Here is a 17,134-nt window from a genome sequence, read left to right on the forward strand (position 1 = left end):
GGGCCCGGCGGGATCGGGGACGGCGAGGGCTCCGGCGGGCCGGGGGCCGGGGGCGCCGGCGGCGGCGTGGGCTCGGGTCCGGGACCCGGCGGTGTCGGTTCGGGCCCGGGCGCGGGGGGCGGCACCGGACTCGGGTAGGGATCCGGCGGGGTGGGACCCGGCCCCGGGGTCGGGCCGGGCGGTACGGGGTCGGGGTGCGGGCTCGTCATGGCTGGCCTCCGGCGGTCGCTGTACGTCGTCGCCTCTGGACTACTCCCCCGCCTACCCGAGCGCCGCTCGGCCACTCACCCGACGGCGGCACGGGCTACGCCCGGGTGGAGGCGGTGGATCGGGCCCAGCGTTCCCGCACCACGGCTCCCACAGCCGCAGTCCGGCGGAATCCGCGCCCTCAGTGGACCCGCAGCGCAGCCGGCGACGACCACAGCCCCGGCGGAGCCCCGTGCTCAGCCGCCCCGTGCCGCCGCCGCGGCGGCGGACAGGCCCGGCCTGGGGCTGGACAGCACCGGGACCGGTGTCGAGGTCAGATCCTGGGCCGGGGCCATGGAGGCCTGGGCGAGGACGATCACGTCGGTGCCGGTGGCCGCGTCGGCGGCGGCCGCGATCCGCCGCAGGTACGCCTCGGTGGCTCCTGCCGTGAAACTGTCCCAGGCGCCGTCGACCAGCACGGTGCGGACGGAGACGGGGGCGCCGGCCCGGCGGGCCTCCTCCTCGACGAGCTCCGCGGTGGGGCCGAGGGTGCTGCGCAGGGCGGCGAGGACGGTGACGCGCGGTCCCGCGGCCACGGCGGCGGCCGCCATGGGCCGGTCGACCCGCAGCACCGGGACACCGGCCGCGGCCGACCGGGCCTCCGCGACGGCGCCGATGGTGGAACAGGTGCACAGCACCGCCCGCGCCCCGGCCTCCACGGCGCGGCCGAGGGCGCGGTTCACGTCGTCGCCCACCGCCTCGGGTCCGTCCCGCCGGGCCCGCTCCAGCAGCCCCTCGTCGACGAAGTGCCGCAGCCCCAGGCCCGGGTGGTGGGCGTCCCGCAGGGCGTCGAAGACCGGGACGTGCACGGGTGAGGTGTGCAGAAGCGCGAGCACGCCGGGCTCAGAAGCGCCCGGGGTGGGCCCGCAGCCAGTCCTTCGCGGCCGCGAGCAGTTCCGGGTCGGCCGGCGGGGCGGTCTCGGGGTGGCGCTCGGCCCACTTCACGACGTACGGGCACAGCGGGGCGACGGGGACGCCCTCCCGCTCGGCGACGGCGTACAGCTCGCGGGCCAGCGAGCCCGCGATGCCCTTGCCCTCGTGGGCCGGTTCGACGATGGTGTGCACGGGGACCAGGGCGCGCGCCGGCGACTCGAGGACGAAGTACTCGATGTGACCGACGACTTCGCCGTCACCGACGGCCTCGAGCCGGCCCTCGGCGCGGTCGTCGCGGATCTCGATGTCACTCATGGGTACGCACGCTCCTGGTCGTCGTCCCCGGTCAGGCCGGGACGGCCTGCGGGCTGCGCTGCTGGTCCGAGCCGGGCACCGGCGCGGACGGGTCGGCGCCGAGTTCGACGATCCGGTTGTCGCCGTCCACGTGCACCACCCGCGGCTTCAGTTCCCGCGCCTCGGCGTCGGTCACCTGAGCGTAGCTGATGATGATCACCAGGTCCCCGGGGTGCACGAGGTGGGCGGCCGCCCCGTTGATCCCGACGACCCCGGACCCGCGCTCCCCCTCGATGACGTAGGTCTCCAGGCGGGCGCCGTTGGTGATGTCCACGATGTGCACGAGCTCACCGGGCAGCAGATCGGCGGCGTCGAGCAGATCCGCGTCGATGGTCACGGATCCCACGTAGTGCAGGTCGGCCTGGGTGACGGTGGCGCGGTGGATCTTGGACTTGAACATGGTGCGCAGCATGTTGGACTCCCGGAAGACGGCTCCCTGCCTGCTGTGTGCAGGTCAAGGGCGGCCTTCACTGTACATCGGCGTGCCGAGACTCACCGCTCTCCCGCGCGACCCGCGAAGCCGCTCCGGCACATCCCGCTCGACCGCGGCCCGTTCACCTCGTCCACGTCGATCGTCGGCGAGGCGGAGGCCGCCATGCGGATCCGGACGCTGGATGTGTCTCCCGTGATCGACGAACACGGCTACGCCCTGGGCGTGCTCGCTCTCACACCCTGACCGTCGTACCGATCCGGCGGTGGCCGCCGCGCGGCGACTCCGCCCCGGAGCGCGTGTAGGGAGAGGTCACTCACCGGTGGTCCTGTCCACCAGGGCGCTGTACGTCAGCTGCAGCGCGTCCGCGCCGGCCAAGGCGGCGAGCGCACCCATGGCGGTGCGGGTGGCGCGCGGCCAGAGCAGCTGTCCGGCGGTGAGGGACGAGACAACCCATACACTCATGCAGAACGGACAGGTGACCAGCTCGCCGATCGTGTCCTTGCCATCCTCGTTCCGTGCCTCCTCATGCAGCTCCGCCGGCCCCTGCGAGCCGTGGAACGTGGTGAAGGGGGCCCTCAGCGGACTCGTCACCGACGCCTTGCTCAGCAGCCGGCTGAGCCGGAAGGTCGCCACGGCGGTCAGCGCCACGTCCCAGGGCACGGGCCGGTCCGGCAGCGGGCGCCCGCGAATCCTCACCACTGTCGTCCAGGCGGCGGTGTACGCGCCGAAGGCCGCCATGGCCGCTGTGTAACCACGCAGCGGGCGCTCCTGCCCCGCCGCATACGTGCGCTCGGTGCGTCGCAGCCGTCGCCTCAGACGTTCCCCGAAACGGCCGTCAGGCGCTGTGCCCATGATCCCCGCCTCTTTCCGTCCCCGTCGCCGCCTCGGCCGCCTCGTGGCCGGCCGGCTCGGGCGTCGTCGGGCCCTGTCGGCGCAGGCTGACCTCCACGTACCCGTCGACGACGCGGGTGTCGAAGGCGGGCTGGGGGGCGGTGGCGGGTCCCCGGACGTTCCAGCCGTCCGAGAGCCGGAAGACACTCCCGTGCCAGGGGCACCGGACACACCCGTCGGCGACGCTGCCTTCGGACAGCGGCCCCGCCAGATGACTGCACCGCTCGGCCAACGCGTGGAAGCTCCCGTCCGGTTCGCGCACCACGAGCACCGGCACGTCGTCCACGGTCCGCCGCGCGGGCCGGCCCGTGGGGAACTCGTCGACGGAACCGATCCGATGCCAGCCCTCACCGACGACGTGCGGTACCTCCTCGGCGTGGTTGGCGCCGGAAGCCTGCCGGTAGGCCATGTGACCTCCCAGCATCCCTCCCAGACCGACCGCGGTCAGCCCGAGGAAACCCGTCGCCCGGCCCGCTCCGGCCCGCCCGGTGACACGGCACACGAGCGAGGCGCCGTACAGGGCCACGGCCGCCGCGTTGGCCACGGCGTGCGCGAGCCCGACCCGCCTCTGCTCACTGTGCAGCTCGGCCCAGTCGACGGCGCCCGCCAGCGCGGCGGGTCCGGCCGCCGCCAGTCCGACGCCCACGAGGAGGCCGGCCTCCCGGGAGCGGCCGGGGCGCAGGTCGAGTACCGCTGCGGACATCCAGCTCCCGATCGGTACCTGCACCATCAAGGGGTGCACGGGATGGCCGAGCCACCTGCCGTGCAGTGCGTCCCTGGCGCGGCCGAGCGGCAGGGCCCGTACCCCCCTGGTCAGCGCGTCGATCACCGCGTCCGCCCTGGAGTCACGCTCCAGGGCGTCCAGCAGCCGCAGCATCCGGTTCTGGCCCATACGGCGACCACCTGGCTTCTTGCTCATGGGCGGAGGGTCCCCCCACCGGTGACGGACAAACAGCGGTTCCAGTGCCCCTTGCCCGGTCGCGGTGCCGGGCGGTCATCGGCGAGCCGGTCCTCAGCCGCCCTCTCGCCGCCCGACAGCGCGCGGCGGGCAGAGGGGTCGACGACCTTCTCCTCCGCGGTCTCGTGCACGGCCGGCAGACGCCGATCGCGCAGCCGGCGGTCCAGCGGGGGCCCGTGCCGCTCCACCGGATCGAACGCCATGGGGCACTCTCCTCGTGGAAGGGTCGCGCGGGCGGAGCACCCCGCGCTCACCGTTGGAGTCGGCCGAGCCGGCAGGACAGGACAGGACCCATGGTCCGCCGGGCGGAGGGAACGCACCGTGCACCACGCCCGGTCGGCGGGCATTTGTGCCCCTTCTGCACCGTCGTCTTCGGTGCGTCGAGCAGGCCGACGTCACACTTCCGTGAGCGAGGCGAGTGCGGCGTCGAGGCGGCGGGTGGCCTCGTCGGCGACCGGGCGGAGCGCGTCGAGTCCGCTCATGGCGACCATCGTCTGCGGGTCGAGGGCCTGTAGGGCCGTGCGGTCGCCCTCGGCGCGGACGACCACCTTGCACGGCAGCAGCAGGCCGATGCTGCGGTCCGCCTCCAGAGCCCGATGGGCGAGCGGCGGGTTGCAGGCGCCGAGAATGACGTCGGCGGGCTCCACTTGGCCCGCGAGCAGGAGTACGACCTGATCGTCCTCGACATCATGCTCCCCGGCGTGAACGGCTACCGGGTTCGCCCGTCCCTGAGGCCGGTTCACGCGCTCCCGCCGCGCGCCCGGGTCAGCTGCCTCAGTTCGATGACGGTCGCGACGGCGCGCAGCCAGGTGGCCGCGGTGTCGTCGGCGGCGATCCCGCCCATGAGCTCGGCGCCGGCCCGCAGCCATTCCCGCACGAGGTCGGCCGCCGCCCGGCGGGGCAGGGGCTCGGGCAGCTCCACCGCGCGGGCGAGTCCGCCGGCGCGCACGGTGTCGGCGAGGAAGGCGACCGAGCGCGGCTCGGTGCCCAGGCGGTCGAGGACGACGGCCGCGGCCGCGGCGCCGTCCCCGAACAGGGCGGTGCGCCGGGCGCCGGCTCCGGCGGTGAGGCCGTAACGCAGCAGGACGGTGATGTCGAGTCGGGCCAGCTCGTCGTCCGTGCGGTCCGGCGGGTGCGGGGCGTCGTCGCTCATGGCTTGGCCTCGGGTGTCTCGTCTCATCTGCCTGGTCCCCCGCCGCTCAGCCGACGGTGACGGTGTAGGTGATGCGCTCGGGGGCCTGGGACGGGGTGGCCGTCCCCGTGGCCGGGGTGGCGGAGGGTCCGGTGGTGGCGGGGGGCTGGGTGGCGGTGTTGCCCTGGCAGGTGGAGAACGTGCAGTGCAGCAGCGTGAATCGGGTGGTGCCCTTGCCCTTCGCCTCGAAGGTGAAGGTGAGCCGGCCCCCGGCGCCGTCCACCGGCTCGTCGCCGAAGTCCGACGCGTAGTGGCGGCCGCGGCCGACCAGCACCGAGCTGTCGGGCTCGGGCCCGACCAGGTACCAGTACTCGCGGGTGGAGGCGTTCTGGCCGACGGTCAGCGTGAAGCGCTCGCCCGGCTCGGCGGTGATGCTGGTGTCCTTCACCGGGTGGCTCGTCGTGCCCGTGGGCCCGTCGTCAGGGTCGCCGGCGCCCGAGCCGCATCCCGTGGCGAGAGCGAGGAGCGCGGCCGCCGCGATCGCGGCGCGGCCCCGGCTACCGCGGAAGATAGACGCTGTACGTGTTGGGGAGATCACTGTTGGAAGCCTTGCCCATGTGGCCGTTGATGAAGTCGTCCTCGCTGACCCAGGTGGTCGAGCCCCAGGGGTTGTACACCTGGAGCATGTCCCCCTCCTGGGCGATGATGGTCATGGCGTGGGCGCCCTCCTTGCCCGAGACGTCGACCGGGACCGGGCGCCCCTGCGCCACCGAGTTCTCGACCTCGGTGAGGACCGCCCTGCGGTCGGCGGGGCTGTTCAGGTCCTGGCGCTCGTAGTCGCTGCCGGTGGCGCTGCCGACGGCGGTGTCGTTGATCCGCTCCTGCCCCTCGGGGCCCATGCCGCCCCAGTTCTCGCCGCCGTCGCCTTCGGTGTGCAGCCGGTGCTGTTCGGCCACCAGGCGCTGCCTGAAGGCGTCGGGGTCGTCCTGCTGCCCGTCGGGGCCGCCGGTGAGACCGAGCGCGTAGACGGGGTCGACCATGGCGCGGGACGTGACGGTGGACGAGGCCACGCAGGTGCCCTCGGAGCCGTCGCCGCCCTGGATCCACCGCTGGCCGTCGAAGGTGACGTAGTCCTTGTTGTTGTTCGAGCCGTCCGGCGCCAGGCCCTCGTCGTCCATGCTGTCCGCGGCGGTGACCACGGGGGTGAGGTGCCGGCGCAGCCAGTCGGGGTCCTTGCCGTGGATCTTGTTCTGGAACTCCTGGATCTCGGCGACGCTGTGGCCGGCGGCCAGGGCCTTCATCAGGTAGGCCCGCTCCTGCGGGCTGTCCGACTTCGCCAGCATCCGCTCCATGGCCGTCTCGTCGTCGAGGCTCAGCAGGTCCATGCGCGCCGACGCGCGCGCCAGGTCGCCGGCCGTGAGGATCTCGTTCAGCTCGGCGTCGGCGCCCGCGACCCCGGTGTCGGCGAGCATCAGCTTGTCGACGGCGGTGAGTTCGCTGGTCTCCATCTTCCCGGCCCGTGCCTCGGAGGCCCACTTGTTCAGGTCGCGGGCCGCGACACGGGTGGCCTCCTGCGCCTCGGAGACGGCGTCGTGCATCAGGCCGACCGCCGAGGACCCGAAGTGGGCGGCGTTCTTGCGGTCCCACTCCTCCTCGTCGTTCTCGTGCAGGTCGTCGAAGAAGCCGTCCCGGCCGCCGAGCGTCTTCTTCTGCTCCAGCAGCTGTCCGCGGCCCTGTTCGTCCTTGCGCTGGGCGGCGCCGATCGCGTCGGCCAGCGTCAGCAGCACCGTCGCGCAGCCCTGGAACGCCTCGCCCATCCGGGTAGCGGACCGCCCGGCGGCGTTCACCGCCTTGGAGGCCAGGACGCTCGTGTCGCCGACCCACACCTGCGGAAGGCCCTTGCGGCCCACCCGGTCGACCTGGTCGAAGACGCCGCCGACGTGGCCGACCTGGCCGCGGTAGAGATCTGCCAGGCCCTCCAGCACGGCCTGGTCGCCGCCCGGCCGGGGCACCGAGAGGGCGTCGTCGATCAGATCGAGGAGGTCGTTCTTGCTGCCGGCGCCGAGCATCTTCTCGGACAGCCCGGCGAGCCAGGAGAGCCGGAGGGAAGGGGAGTCGAGGGGGGAGGAGAAGAACGACACCGGCCCCGCCCTCAGTAGCCCGAAAGGGCCGAGCGGCGCCCGCCCCGCGCCGATGTGCCGGTGAGGCCGCTCGCGCCGCCCGCGGGGACGCTGTCCGCGTGCTTCCTCACCAGGCCGTCGGTGCCGTGGTAGGTCCTCTGGGCCAACTCCACCTTGCCGCCGAGTTCGTGCAGCGCGGAGGCCAGGGTCCTGGCCTCCGCCTCCCAGGCCTTGACGAACGCGTTGAGCGCCGACGCGGCGTCGCCGCCGCCGGCCTCGCCGTACGAGTACGTCGTACGGGACCTGACGGCGGCGCTGACGGCGTCCATGTCCGTTCCGGCGTCGTCGAGTTGCCGGGCCTGCCCGGTCATGCCCGCCCTGACCTGGTAGCCGTCCGAGCCCACCGTGCCTCCCCCGTGTGCGTGCGATCGTGCAGCGGGCAGGCTAACACCCCTTGTACGTACGGGTGTCACACGTGTCTTCGAGCGGGCGGGACCGGTGGACGGTCCGGCTCAGCCGCCGCTCTTGCGCCGGAACGACCGCTGGCTCGCGGCCGGGCCGTGCGCCGCTCGCACCTTCGACGCGTTGCGGTTGCCGGCGCCGTCGGCGGCGTCCGCCTGCGCACCGCGCTTGCGTGCCAGGGCTTCGCGGAACTTGCGCTTGAGGTCGTAGTTCCCGTCGCCGTCGGGCGCCAGCGGGGACGGCTCCGGCGCGTCCGGCTCCGAACCTTCCGTCGATACGGGCTCTGCGGTCATGGTGACCTCCTGGGTTCGGGGACGGACGAGCACAGCTTGTCATGCCGGGGCGCGGTACGGGGCGCCGGCGGCACCGGCCCGCCCACCGCCGGGCGTCCCTCAGCCGCCGCGGCGTACGCGGGCGGCCTTGCGGGCCTCGGCGAGCTTGCGGGCCTCGCCCGCCTTCCTGGACCCGCCGTCGCCGCCTCGGGAGCCGCCCTTGCTGGTGCCGAGGCCGCGGAAGGGAGCGTTGGTGTTCTTGGGCCGGGGGGCGGCGGGCCCGCCGTCGAGCGGGACCCCCGAGGGCGCCCTGGCTCCGGTGATCCGGCTCAGCTCGGCCTCGCCCGAGCGCACCTTGGTGACGGCCGCCTCGATGCCGGCCTCGGCCATCACGCGGCTCGTCTCGCGGCGCAGGGCCGCCGGCACGAGCGTGACCACGCTGCCGGACTCACCGGCGCGGGCGGTGCGGCCCGCCCGGTGCACGTAGTCCTTCGGATCGGTGGGCGGGTCGACGTTGACCACGAGATCGAGGTCGTCGACGTGCAGGCCGCGCGCCGCGACGTTGGTCGCCACCAGAGCGGTGATCTGGCCGTTCTTGAACTGGGCCAGGGTCCGGGTGCGCTGCGGCTGGGACTTGCCGCTGTGCAGGGCCCCGGCGGGCACGCCGCTGGCCCGCAGGTGCCGGGTGAGCTGGTCGACGGCGTGCTTGGTGTCGAGGAACAGCAGTACGCGGCCGTCACGGGCGGCGATCTCCGTGGTGACGGCGTAGCGGTCGGGTCCGTGGACGACCAGCAGGTGGTGCGCCATCGTCGTGACGGTGCCCGCGGACGGGTCGACCGAGTGGACGACGGGGTCGTGGAGGTAGCCGCGGACGAGTTGGTCGACGTCGCGGTCCAGGGTGGCGGAGAACAGCATGCGCTGGCCGTCGGGGCGCACCTGGCCGAGGAGCTCGACGACCTGCGGCAGGAATCCGAGGTCGCACATCTGGTCGGCCTCGTCGAGCACGGTGATCCGCACCCGTCCCAGGCGGCAGGCGTTGCGCTCGATCAGGTCGTGCAGGCGTCCGGGGGTGGCGACGACCACCTCGGCCCCCTGGCGCAGCTCGGCGATCTGCCGGCCGATCGACATGCCGCCGACGACCGCCGCCATCCGCAGCCGCAGCGCCTCGGCGTAGGGCGCCAGTGCCTGGGTGACCTGCTGGGCCAGCTCCCGGGTCGGCACGAGGATCAGGGCGAGTGGCTGCTTCGGTTCGGCGCGCCGCCCGGCCGTGCGGGTCAGCAGCGGCAGGCCGAAGGCGAGCGTCTTGCCCGATCCGGTGCGCCCGCGTCCCAGGACGTCGCGCCCCTGCAGGGCGTCGGGCAGGGTGGCGGCCTGGATCGGGAAGGGTTCGCGCACCCCGGATTCGCTCAGCGTCCGCAGCACCTCCACCGGCAGTCGCAGACCGGCGAAGGAGACGGCCGGGGGCGGCGCGGTCGCGGGCTCGGGCTGGGCGGGGCCGCCGGGAGCCGGGACGGAGTCGTCGGGGTGCTTCATGAAGAGCCTTCCGCAGGGGAACGTGCCGAGGAAGGCCCGGCAGGACGGAACAGCTCCCGCACGAGCGGAACCGAACAGGCAGAATCGCCCACCGCGACGACCACGCAAACGCATGACACTAACACGGCGCACGGCGTCGCTGCGTGCCGACCGGGTCAGGCGTGCGGCGGTGACTCCACCCGGAGGGGAAGCCACCGCCGCGGGACGCCGGCCCGTGCGGTCCGTGCGTCAGGACGGGCAGCCCGAGTCGGCGATCACGTAGTAGCCGGCCGAGGTCTCCTTCAGGGTGTGGGTGAGGGCGACGTTGTAGAGGCCCATGTTCTGGTTGGAGCCGTTGGCGTAGACGTAGCCGAGGCTCTGGTGGGCGCGGCCCGCCGCGACCTGGTTGTAGTTGTTGTCCCGGAAGCACTGCGGCTGGTACCCGGTGGTCGTGGCCGTGACCGCCGACGAACGCGCGCCGGCCGCGCCGCCGGAGTCCGTGGCGGCGACGGTGTAGGTGTACTTCGTGCCGGAGCCCAGCCCCGTGTCGGTGTACGACGTGCCGGTGGCCGAACCGGCCTTGGCGCCGTCGCGGTACACGGTGTACGACGCCGCGCCGCTCACCGCGGACCAGGTCAGCGACGCGGTCGTGTCGGTGGTGCCGGTGACGGTGAGCCCGGCGGGCGCCGGGAGGCCGCCGGTTCCTCCTCCGCCCGCGCCGTCCAGGCCCCAGAACTTCGCGGTCCAGTACGACGAGCAGATGTAGTCGAGGTAGTAGGTCCCGGTGCTGCCGCACTGGTCGGCGCCGGTGCCCGGGTCGACCGCGAGGCCGTGCGCCATTCCGGACACGGAGAAGGTCTCCACGGCCGGCTTGCCGCTCGGGTCGTCGTACACGGCCTGGGTGGTGCCGCCGGTCAGGGTGGTGGTGGAGGACGGGGTCCGGCTGATGCCCCAGACGTCGGTCCACTGGTCGCGTTCCTCGGTGGCGTTGGCCGGGTTCACGGTGGTGTCGGCGGTGCCCTGCCAGATCGCGACGCGCGGCCAGGGCCCGCTCCAGCCGCCCGACGCGCCGCGGACGGCGTCGCCCCACTGCTTAGGGGTTTTGCTGACCGAGCTGTTCTGGCAGGTCAGCGCGCTGGACAGGTCGGTCGCGCAGCCCGCCGGGAGGCCCGAGTCGATCGAGCCGCCCGCGAACACGTCGGGATAGTCGGCGAGCATCACCGAGGTCATCGCGCCGCCGGCCGACAGCCCGGTGACGTAGACCCGGCCGGGGTCGCTGCCGTAGTGGGCCCTGGCGTTGTCCACCATCTGCCTGATCGACAGCGCCTCGCCCTGGCCCCGGGTGTAGTCGGAGGACTGGAACCAGTTGAAGCAGGAGTTGGCGTTGTTGGAACTGGTGGTCTGCGGGAAGACGACCGCGAAGCCGTACAGGTCCGCGTACTTGGGCCAGCCGGAGTGGCTGTAGTAGTCGCTCGCGCTCTGGGTGCAGCCGTGCAGGGCCACGACCAGCGGCGCGCCGGACGGCAGGTTGTCGGGGGCGTACTGGAACATCTGCAGATTGCCGGGGTTCGAGCCGAAGCCCGTGACCTGCTGCAGGCTCGCGGCCTGCGCCGGGGCCGGGGCGAGCCCGAGGACCACGGCGATCAGGGACAGGACCAGCGCCGCCGCGGAGGCGGGGCGCGGCCACGAGCGGCGCGGCAGCGGATGGGGGGAAGTGGGGTTCATCGTGCCACCTGGGTGATCGCGACGGGTGGGGAGGCCGGGGGCGGCCGCGCTCCTGGTTCGAGTACGGTGCGTGGCCTGGGGGTTGCGGGGACGTTACGTCCGGCCCGGGGGAGCCCGTAATGGAGACGCGCCCCACCTCGCGGCGGCCGGACCTGTGGGTTCCTACCGTTGCGGGGTGCGCGGAACCCGGTAGCGGGTACGCGCCGCCGGACTTCGACAACGAAGTCCCCCTGCCGGAAAGGGCCTTGTCGCCGGGCCGGCGGGGTCAGCGGCGGCGGCGCGGGGCGGAGAGCGCGGCGGTGAAGTCGTCCAGGGCGTCGAGGCTGTGGGCGCTGACGACCGCGTCGCAGTAGGGCAGTGCGGCGGCCATGCCCGCCACCAGCGGGCGGTAACGCGGGCTCGCGGTGCGGGGGTTGACCCAGATCACGCGGTAGGCGACGCCGGACAGGCGGGCCATGTGGGTGGCGAGGTCGGCGGGCCTGCCGGTGTCCCAGCCGTCGGAGACGATGGCGACCACGGCGCCGCGCGCCGTACCGCGCCGACCGAACCGCTCGTTGAACTCCGCCAGGCACTCCCCTATCCGGGTGCCCCCGGACCAGTCCGGGGCCGTCCGTCCGGCCCGCGCCAGGGCGTCGTGCGGCCCGGTCCGGCGCAGGACGGGCGTGAGGCGGGTGAGCCGGGTGGCGAAGGTGAAGACCTCGGCGTGGCCGGCGCGGGCGGCGCAGAAGAGGAGCTGGAGCATCGCGCGGGCGTAGGGCTCCATCGAGCCGGAGATGTCGCAGAGCACGACGAGGTCGCGCGGGCGGGTGCGGGGCACGAAGCGGCGCAGCCGCAGTGGTTGTCCGCCGGTGCGCCGGCTGTCGGAGAGGGTGCGGCGCACGTCGACGCGCGTGCCGTGGTGCGCGGTGCGGTGCCGTCGGGACGGCCGCTCCGGGGTGTGGAGCCGTAGGGTGCGCATCACCTCGGCGAGCAGCGCCAGTTCCGCCGCGGACAGGTCCGCGAAGTCGCGGCTCGCGAGCCGGTCGAGCGGACTCGCGGCGACGGGGACGGCGGCCTCGCGCGCCGGCGCCCCGGTGTCCCGGCCCCGCCCGTCCGCGAAGGCTCTCGGGATGCCCGGCACGCGGCCGACGCCGGACACGCGGCGGGGATCGGCGCCCGGGAGCGGCCGGGCCGGGTCTCCGGCCTGCCCGCGGCGCGCTTCGGGGCCGGCCGTGCCGCCGCCGAAGACCGCCCGGAAGACCGCGTCGAACGGTTCGATCTGCTCGGGTCCCGACACCAGGGTGGCGAGCGCGCAGTGCCGTAGCTCGCGCGTCGTCGCCGGCGCCAGCAGGGTGAGCGCCCGGGCGAAGCCGCGAGTGCGGTCGGGGCCCACCGCGATCCCCGCCTCGCGCAGCGCGGCGGTGAACGCGGCGGCCAGTTCCGGCAGTTCAGGCATCGGGGCCCGGCTCCGCGTCGACCAGGTCCGCCAGTCCCGCCCGGCGCACGGCCCGCAGGTCCTCGGCGTACTTGAGCACCGCCCCCAGGGTGCGGTCGGCGGCGTCGGCGTCGAGCACGGACAGTCCCAGCGCGTGCAGCGCGCCCGCCCAGTCGATCGCCTCGGCGACGCCGGGCGGCTTGGTGAGCTCCGGCCGGGCCCGCAGGCTCGCCACCCCGTGGGCCACGCGCGCGGCCAGCCACTCGGCCGACTCCGGCACCCGTCTGCGGATGATCGCGGCGACGCGCGCGGTGTCCGGGTGCTCGATCCAGTGGTAGAGGCAGCGGCGTTTGAGCGCGTCATGCAGGTCCCGGGTGCGGTTGGAGGTCAGGACGGTCACCGGCGGCACCAGGGCCGTCCGGGTGCCGAGTTCGGGGACGGTGACCGCGGCGTCCGCGAGCAGTTCGAGCAGGAACGCCTCGAACTCGTCGTCGGCGCGGTCCACTTCGTCGATGAGCAGTACCGCGGGCCGCGGTCCGGGGTGGCGGATCGCGGCGAGCAGCGGCCGTGGCAGCAGGTAGTCCTCGGTGAACAGGTCGGCGTCTCGCAGGGGTTCCCCGCGCGACTCGGCCAGCCGGATCGCCAGGAGCTGCCGGGGGTAGTTCCACTCGTAGAGCGCCTCGGCCGAGGACAGCCCCTCGTAGCACTGCAGCCGGATCAGCGGGGTGTCGAGGACGCGGGCGAGCGCGCGGGCCGCCTCGGTCTTGCCGACGCCGGGCTCGCCCTCCAGCAGGATCGGCTGCCGCATCCGTACGGCCAGCAGCAGCGCGGTGACCAGGGCGTCGTCGGCCAGGTATCCGGCCGCGTCGAGACGCGAGCGCAGGGCGGGCACATCGGGGGCGAGGGCGTCGAGGTCAGGCATGCGCGTAGCGGGAGGGGTCGTCGGCGAAGGCGTGCCGGCACCCCGGCCCGCAGAAGTACACCCGGTCGCCGGCCCGGTCGAGTGAGAGGGTGTCGGCCGTGACCGCCACGGTCATGCCGCAGACGGGGTCCACCTGCTCGGGCGCGGCCCGGGGCGCGGCGGCGTCCGCTCCGGGGCGTTCGGTTCGCGCCGCCTGCGGCCGCAGGGCGATGATCTCGGCGTACACCGACAGCGCGATCTCCGCCGGGGTGCGCGCGCCGATGTCCAGGCCGGCCGGGGTGTGGACGCGGGTGCGCTCCTCCTCGCCGAGGTCCAGCGCGGCGAGCACCGCGGCGCCGCGCTTGGGACTGGCCACGAGACCGATGTACGGGACCCCGGCGCGGGCGGCCTCGGTGAGCACGGTCTCCTCGTCGCGGCCGTGGGTGGCGATGACGGCGACGTGCAGATCGGGTGGCAGCGGCTCCCCGGGCGAGGCCGGGCGGGCGTCCAGGCCGAGCGCCCGGCCGACGTCGAGCAGGGCGCGGGCGATGGGGGCGTGTCCGTAGACGTACGCGAGCGCCGGGGGGAGGTTGGCCTCCAGGAAGATGTCGAGCGTCCCGCCCGACAGGCACGGGTTGGCCACCGTGACCAGGCCCTCGCCCGGCTCCTCGGCGCCCGCGGTCCGCTCGTCGCCCGCGGGTGTGATCCGCAGCAGCAGCGACTCGCCGGTCCGCAGCACCCGCAGGCCCTGGAGCTGCACCGTCGTCTCGGCGCAGCTTCCGCCCACGAAGCCCTCGACGGTACCGTCGGGCAGCACCAGTGCGCTGTCCCCGGGCTTGGCGCTGGTGGGCCGTTCCACGTGGACGACCGTGGCCAGGACGAACGGCGTCCGGCCGTGCCGGAGTCCGTCCGCCCGGGTCAGGATCTCGGCGTTCGACATCGCGGGCGTCTCAGGTGATCGCCAGGTCGGTGCGCAGCGGCCGGCCCTGGGCGGCCCGCCACACCGCGGCGGGGGTCAGCGGCATGTCGACGTGGCGTACGCCGAGCGGTTTCAGCGCGTCGACCACGGCGTTGACCACGGCGGCGGGGGAGCCGACCGTGGCGGACTCGCCGACGCCCTTGGCGCCGATGGGGTGGTGCGGGGAGGGGGTGACGGTCTCGCCCAGCTCCCACGAGGGGCATTCGACCGAGGTGGGCAGGAGGTAGTCCATGAACGACCCGCCGAGGCAGTTGCCGTCCTCGTCGAAGGCGATCACCTGCATGAGCGCCATGCCGACGCCGTCGGCGAGCCCGCCGTGCACCTGGCCCTCGACGATCGTGGGGTTGATGCGGTTGCCGCAGTCGTCCACGGCGATGAACCGGCGGACCTTCACCTGGCCGGTGCCGGCGTCGACGTCGGCGACGCAGATGTACGCGCCGAAGGGGAAGGTGAGGTTCGGCGGGTTGTAGACGCAGCTCGCGTCCAGGTGGCCCTCGACGCCCTCGGGCAGCTCCAGGCTGGAGTGGGCGGCGAGCGCGATCTCCGCCATGGTCCGTCCCTGGTCGGGGTCGCCGGTGACGAACCAGCGGCCCTTCTCCCATTCGAGGTCGTCCGGGCTCACCTCGAGCATCGCGGAGGCGACGATCCTCGCGCGTTCGCGCACCTTGCGGGCGACCATCGCGGCCGCGGCCCCGGACACCGGCGTCGAGCGCGATCCGTAGGTGCCCAGCCCGAACGGGGTCTGGTCGGTGTCGCCGTGCACCACCTCGACGTCCTCGGGCGGGATGCCCAGTTCCTCGGCGACGATCTGCGCGAACGTCGTCTCGTGTCCCTGTCCCTGGCTCTGCACGGAGATCCGCAGGACGGCCTTGCCGGTCGGGTGGACCCGCAGCTCGGCGCCGTCGGCCATGCCCAGTCCCAGGATGTCCATGTGCTTGCGCGGCCCGGCGCCGACGGCCTCGGTGAAGAAGCTGACCCCGACGCCCATCAGTTCGCCGCGCTCGCGCCTCTCGGCCTGCTCCCGGCGCAGGTCCTCGTAGTGCGCGATGTCCATCGCCAGGCGCAGGGCCCTCGGGTAGTCGCCGGAGTCGTACTCCCAGCCCGTCCGCGTCCGGTACGGGAACTGGCCGGGCCGCAGCAGGTTGCGCATCCGCAGCTCGGCCGGGTCGGTGCGGAGGCGGTCGGCGAGCAGGTCGACCATCCGCTCGACCAGGTACACGGCCTCGGTGACGCGGAACGAGCAGGCGTAGGCGACGCCGCCGGGGGCCTTGTCGGTGTAGACGCCGGTGACCGTGCAGTGCGCGGCGGCCAGGTCGTACGAGCCGGTGAAGACGCCGAAGAAGCCGGCCGGGAACTGCGTCGGCTGGGCGGTGGCGTTGAACGCGCCGTGGTCGGCGATGACATGGACGCGCAGGCCCAGGATCTTTCCGTCCTTCGTCGCCGCGATCTCGCCGTGCATGTGGTAGTCGCGGGCGAAGGAGGTGCTCATCAGGTTCTCCGAGCGGTCCTCCGTCCACTTCACCGGTTTGCCGGTGACGATCGAGCCGACGACCGCGCACACGTAGCCGGGGTAGATGCCGACCTTGTTGCCGAAGCCGCCTCCGATGTCCGGGGCGATGATCCGGATCTTGTGCTCCGGGATGCCGGCCACCATCGCGTAGATCGTCCGGTGGGCGTGCGGCGCCTGGGTGGTGGACCACACCGTCAGCTTCCCGGTGATGGCGTCCATGTCCGCGACGGTGCCGCAGGTCTCCAGCGGCGCCGGATGCACCCGCGGGTAGAGCATGTCCTGCTCCACCACGACGTCGGCGGCCGCGAACACCTCGTCGGTGCGCTCCTTGTCGCCCGCCGACCAGTCGAAGATGTGGTTGTCGGTCCGGCCCTCCTTGTCGTCGCGGATCACCGGCGCGTCCGGGTCGAGCGCGCGGCGGGCGTCGACGACGGCCGGGAGCGGTTCGTACTCCACGTCGATCAGTTCGAGGGCGTCCCGGGCGGCGTAGCGGTCCTCGGCGACGACGAAGGCGACCTCCTGGCCCTGGAAGCGCACCTTGTCGGTGGCGAGCACCGCCTGCGTGTCGTACGACAGCGTGGGCATCCAGGCCAGTCCGAGACCGGCCAGGGTCTCCCCGGTGATCACGGCCCTGACCTTCGGGTGCGCCTCCGCGGCGCTGGCGTCGACGGAGACGATCCGGGCGTGCGCGAGCGGGCTGCGCAGGATCGCGCCGTGCAGCATCCCGGGCAGCTTCACGTCGTCGACGTAGGTCCCGTGGCCGCGGACGAAGCGGGCGTCCTCCTTGCGGGGCATCCGTCCGAAGCCGACCGGCCGTTCCTCGGTGGTCGTCATGCCCGCACCTCCTCGCGGCCGGGCGCCGGTTCGGCGTCCGCGTCGGCGGTCCCGCGTGCGCCGCCGTGCTCGGCGGCCCAGCGGATGGAGCGCACGATGTTCTCGTAGCCGGTGCAGCGGCACAGCTGTCCGGAGACGGCCTCGCGGATGTCCTCCTCGGAGGGATCCGGGTCGTGGTCGAGCAGCCAGCGGGCGGTCATCATCATCCCCGGGGTGCAGAAGCCGCACTGCAGCCCGTGGCAGGCGATGAACCCCTGCTGCACGGGGTCGAGTTCGGCGCCGTGGGCCAGTCCCTCGACGGTCCGCACCTCGTGGCCGTCGGCCATCACGGCGAGCACGGTGCAGGACTTCACCGGCGTGCCGTCCAGCCATACCGTGCACACGCCGCAGTTGGAGGTGTCGCAGCCCCAGTGGGTGCCGGTGAGCCCGAGTTCGTCGCGCAGGAAGTGCACGAGCAACAGCCTGGGCTCCACGTCCCCGCTGTGCTGCTCACCGTTCACGGTCACGGTGATCCGCAT

At 73.9% G+C, this 17,134-nt stretch carries 18 protein-coding genes and 2 pseudogenes; 1 reads left to right on the forward strand and 19 read right to left on the reverse strand.

Annotation, left to right across the window (positions count from 1 at the left end; genetic code table 11):
• Positions 1–443 precede the first annotated feature (443 nt).
• From ACZ7JA_RS23975 to ACZ7JA_RS24005, 7 genes and pseudogenes are all read right to left on the reverse strand, one after another.
• Positions 444–1,082, reverse strand: a complete 639-nt coding sequence (locus ACZ7JA_RS23975; protein WP_470810286.1) for an aspartate/glutamate racemase family protein — start codon at positions 1,080–1,082, stop codon at positions 444–446.
• 7 nt (positions 1,083–1,089) lie between these two features.
• Entirely contained in the window at positions 1,090–1,434 is a 345-nt protein-coding gene (locus tag ACZ7JA_RS23980; RefSeq protein ID WP_351668005.1) for a GNAT family N-acetyltransferase, read from the reverse strand.
• Between the two features lie 31 nt (positions 1,435–1,465).
• Entirely contained in the window at positions 1,466–1,885 is a 420-nt protein-coding gene (gene panD / locus ACZ7JA_RS23985) for an aspartate 1-decarboxylase (RefSeq protein ID WP_351668007.1), read from the reverse strand.
• A gap of 330 nt (positions 1,886–2,215) precedes the next feature.
• A complete protein-coding gene (locus tag ACZ7JA_RS23990; RefSeq protein ID WP_470810289.1) occupies positions 2,216–2,758 on the reverse strand; it encodes a DUF1360 domain-containing protein in 543 nt (180 codons plus the stop codon).
• Positions 2,742–3,716 (reverse strand): Rieske (2Fe-2S) protein, encoded by a 975-nt coding sequence (locus ACZ7JA_RS23995; RefSeq protein WP_470810291.1) that lies wholly within the window; start codon positions 3,714–3,716, stop codon positions 2,742–2,744. Before ACZ7JA_RS23995 ends, ACZ7JA_RS23990 begins: the two co-directional genes overlap by 17 nt.
• A complete protein-coding gene (locus ACZ7JA_RS24000) occupies positions 3,713–3,958 on the reverse strand; it encodes a hypothetical protein (protein ID WP_470810293.1) in 246 nt (81 codons plus the stop codon). Before ACZ7JA_RS24000 ends, ACZ7JA_RS23995 begins: the two co-directional genes overlap by 4 nt.
• A 192-nt stretch (positions 3,959–4,150) precedes the next feature.
• Positions 4,151–4,387 (reverse strand): annotated as a pseudogene (locus ACZ7JA_RS24005) (DUF302 domain-containing protein); the annotation flags it as partial.
• Between ACZ7JA_RS24005 and ACZ7JA_RS24010 the strand changes: the two are divergent.
• Positions 4,352–4,477, forward strand: a pseudogene (locus ACZ7JA_RS24010) (hypothetical protein); the annotation flags it as partial. The pseudogenes ACZ7JA_RS24005 and ACZ7JA_RS24010 sit on opposite strands and share 36 nt — an antisense overlap.
• 17 nt (positions 4,478–4,494) lie before the next feature.
• Here ACZ7JA_RS24010 and ACZ7JA_RS24015 read toward each other — a convergent pair.
• From ACZ7JA_RS24015 to ACZ7JA_RS24070, 12 genes are all read right to left on the reverse strand, one after another.
• Complete coding sequence (locus tag ACZ7JA_RS24015; protein WP_470810295.1) at positions 4,495–4,908, reverse strand: hypothetical protein; 414 nt, start codon at positions 4,906–4,908, stop codon at positions 4,495–4,497.
• A gap of 46 nt (positions 4,909–4,954) precedes the next feature.
• The gene (locus tag ACZ7JA_RS24020) at positions 4,955–5,335 is read right to left on the reverse strand and encodes a protease inhibitor I42 family protein (protein ID WP_470810297.1); all 381 of its coding nucleotides are present in this window, start codon (positions 5,333–5,335) and stop codon (positions 4,955–4,957) included.
• A 109-nt stretch (positions 5,336–5,444) separates the two neighbouring features.
• A complete protein-coding gene (locus ACZ7JA_RS24025) occupies positions 5,445–7,028 on the reverse strand; it encodes a peptidoglycan-binding protein (RefSeq protein WP_470810299.1) in 1,584 nt (527 codons plus the stop codon).
• An 11-nt stretch (positions 7,029–7,039) separates the two neighbouring features.
• Positions 7,040–7,411: a hypothetical protein gene (locus ACZ7JA_RS24030; RefSeq protein WP_470810301.1), complete on the reverse strand. Its 372-nt coding sequence runs from the start codon at positions 7,409–7,411 to the stop codon at positions 7,040–7,042.
• A gap of 108 nt (positions 7,412–7,519) precedes the next feature.
• Positions 7,520–7,762: a DUF5302 domain-containing protein gene (locus tag ACZ7JA_RS24035; RefSeq protein ID WP_351668021.1), complete on the reverse strand. Its 243-nt coding sequence runs from the start codon at positions 7,760–7,762 to the stop codon at positions 7,520–7,522.
• Positions 7,763–7,861: 99 nt separating this feature from the next.
• The gene (locus ACZ7JA_RS24040) at positions 7,862–9,274 is read right to left on the reverse strand and encodes a DEAD/DEAH box helicase (protein ID WP_470810303.1); all 1,413 of its coding nucleotides are present in this window, start codon (positions 9,272–9,274) and stop codon (positions 7,862–7,864) included.
• 228 nt (positions 9,275–9,502) lie between these two features.
• Entirely contained in the window at positions 9,503–10,978 is a 1,476-nt protein-coding gene (locus ACZ7JA_RS24045) for an extracellular catalytic domain type 1 short-chain-length polyhydroxyalkanoate depolymerase (protein ID WP_470810305.1), read from the reverse strand.
• A 265-nt stretch (positions 10,979–11,243) separates the two neighbouring features.
• Positions 11,244–12,413, reverse strand: a complete 1,170-nt coding sequence (locus tag ACZ7JA_RS24050; protein ID WP_470810308.1) for a vWA domain-containing protein — start codon at positions 12,411–12,413, stop codon at positions 11,244–11,246.
• Entirely contained in the window at positions 12,406–13,314 is a 909-nt protein-coding gene (locus ACZ7JA_RS24055) for an AAA family ATPase (protein ID WP_470810311.1), read from the reverse strand. The genes ACZ7JA_RS24050 and ACZ7JA_RS24055 overlap by 8 nt, the downstream gene beginning before the upstream one ends.
• On the reverse strand, positions 13,307–14,233 hold the full coding sequence (locus ACZ7JA_RS24060; protein WP_389452284.1) for an XdhC family protein: 927 nt from the start codon (positions 14,231–14,233) through the stop codon (positions 13,307–13,309). The genes ACZ7JA_RS24055 and ACZ7JA_RS24060 overlap by 8 nt, the downstream gene beginning before the upstream one ends.
• Before the next feature lie 10 nt (positions 14,234–14,243).
• The gene (locus ACZ7JA_RS24065; RefSeq protein ID WP_470810314.1) at positions 14,244–16,616 is read right to left on the reverse strand and encodes an aerobic carbon-monoxide dehydrogenase large subunit; all 2,373 of its coding nucleotides are present in this window, start codon (positions 16,614–16,616) and stop codon (positions 14,244–14,246) included.
• On the reverse strand, positions 16,613–17,134 hold the full coding sequence (locus ACZ7JA_RS24070; protein ID WP_351668035.1) for a (2Fe-2S)-binding protein: 522 nt from the start codon (positions 17,132–17,134) through the stop codon (positions 16,613–16,615). Before ACZ7JA_RS24070 ends, ACZ7JA_RS24065 begins: the two co-directional genes overlap by 4 nt.

The sequence above is a fragment of the Streptomyces sp. NPDC038135 genome, assembly GCF_055601245.1.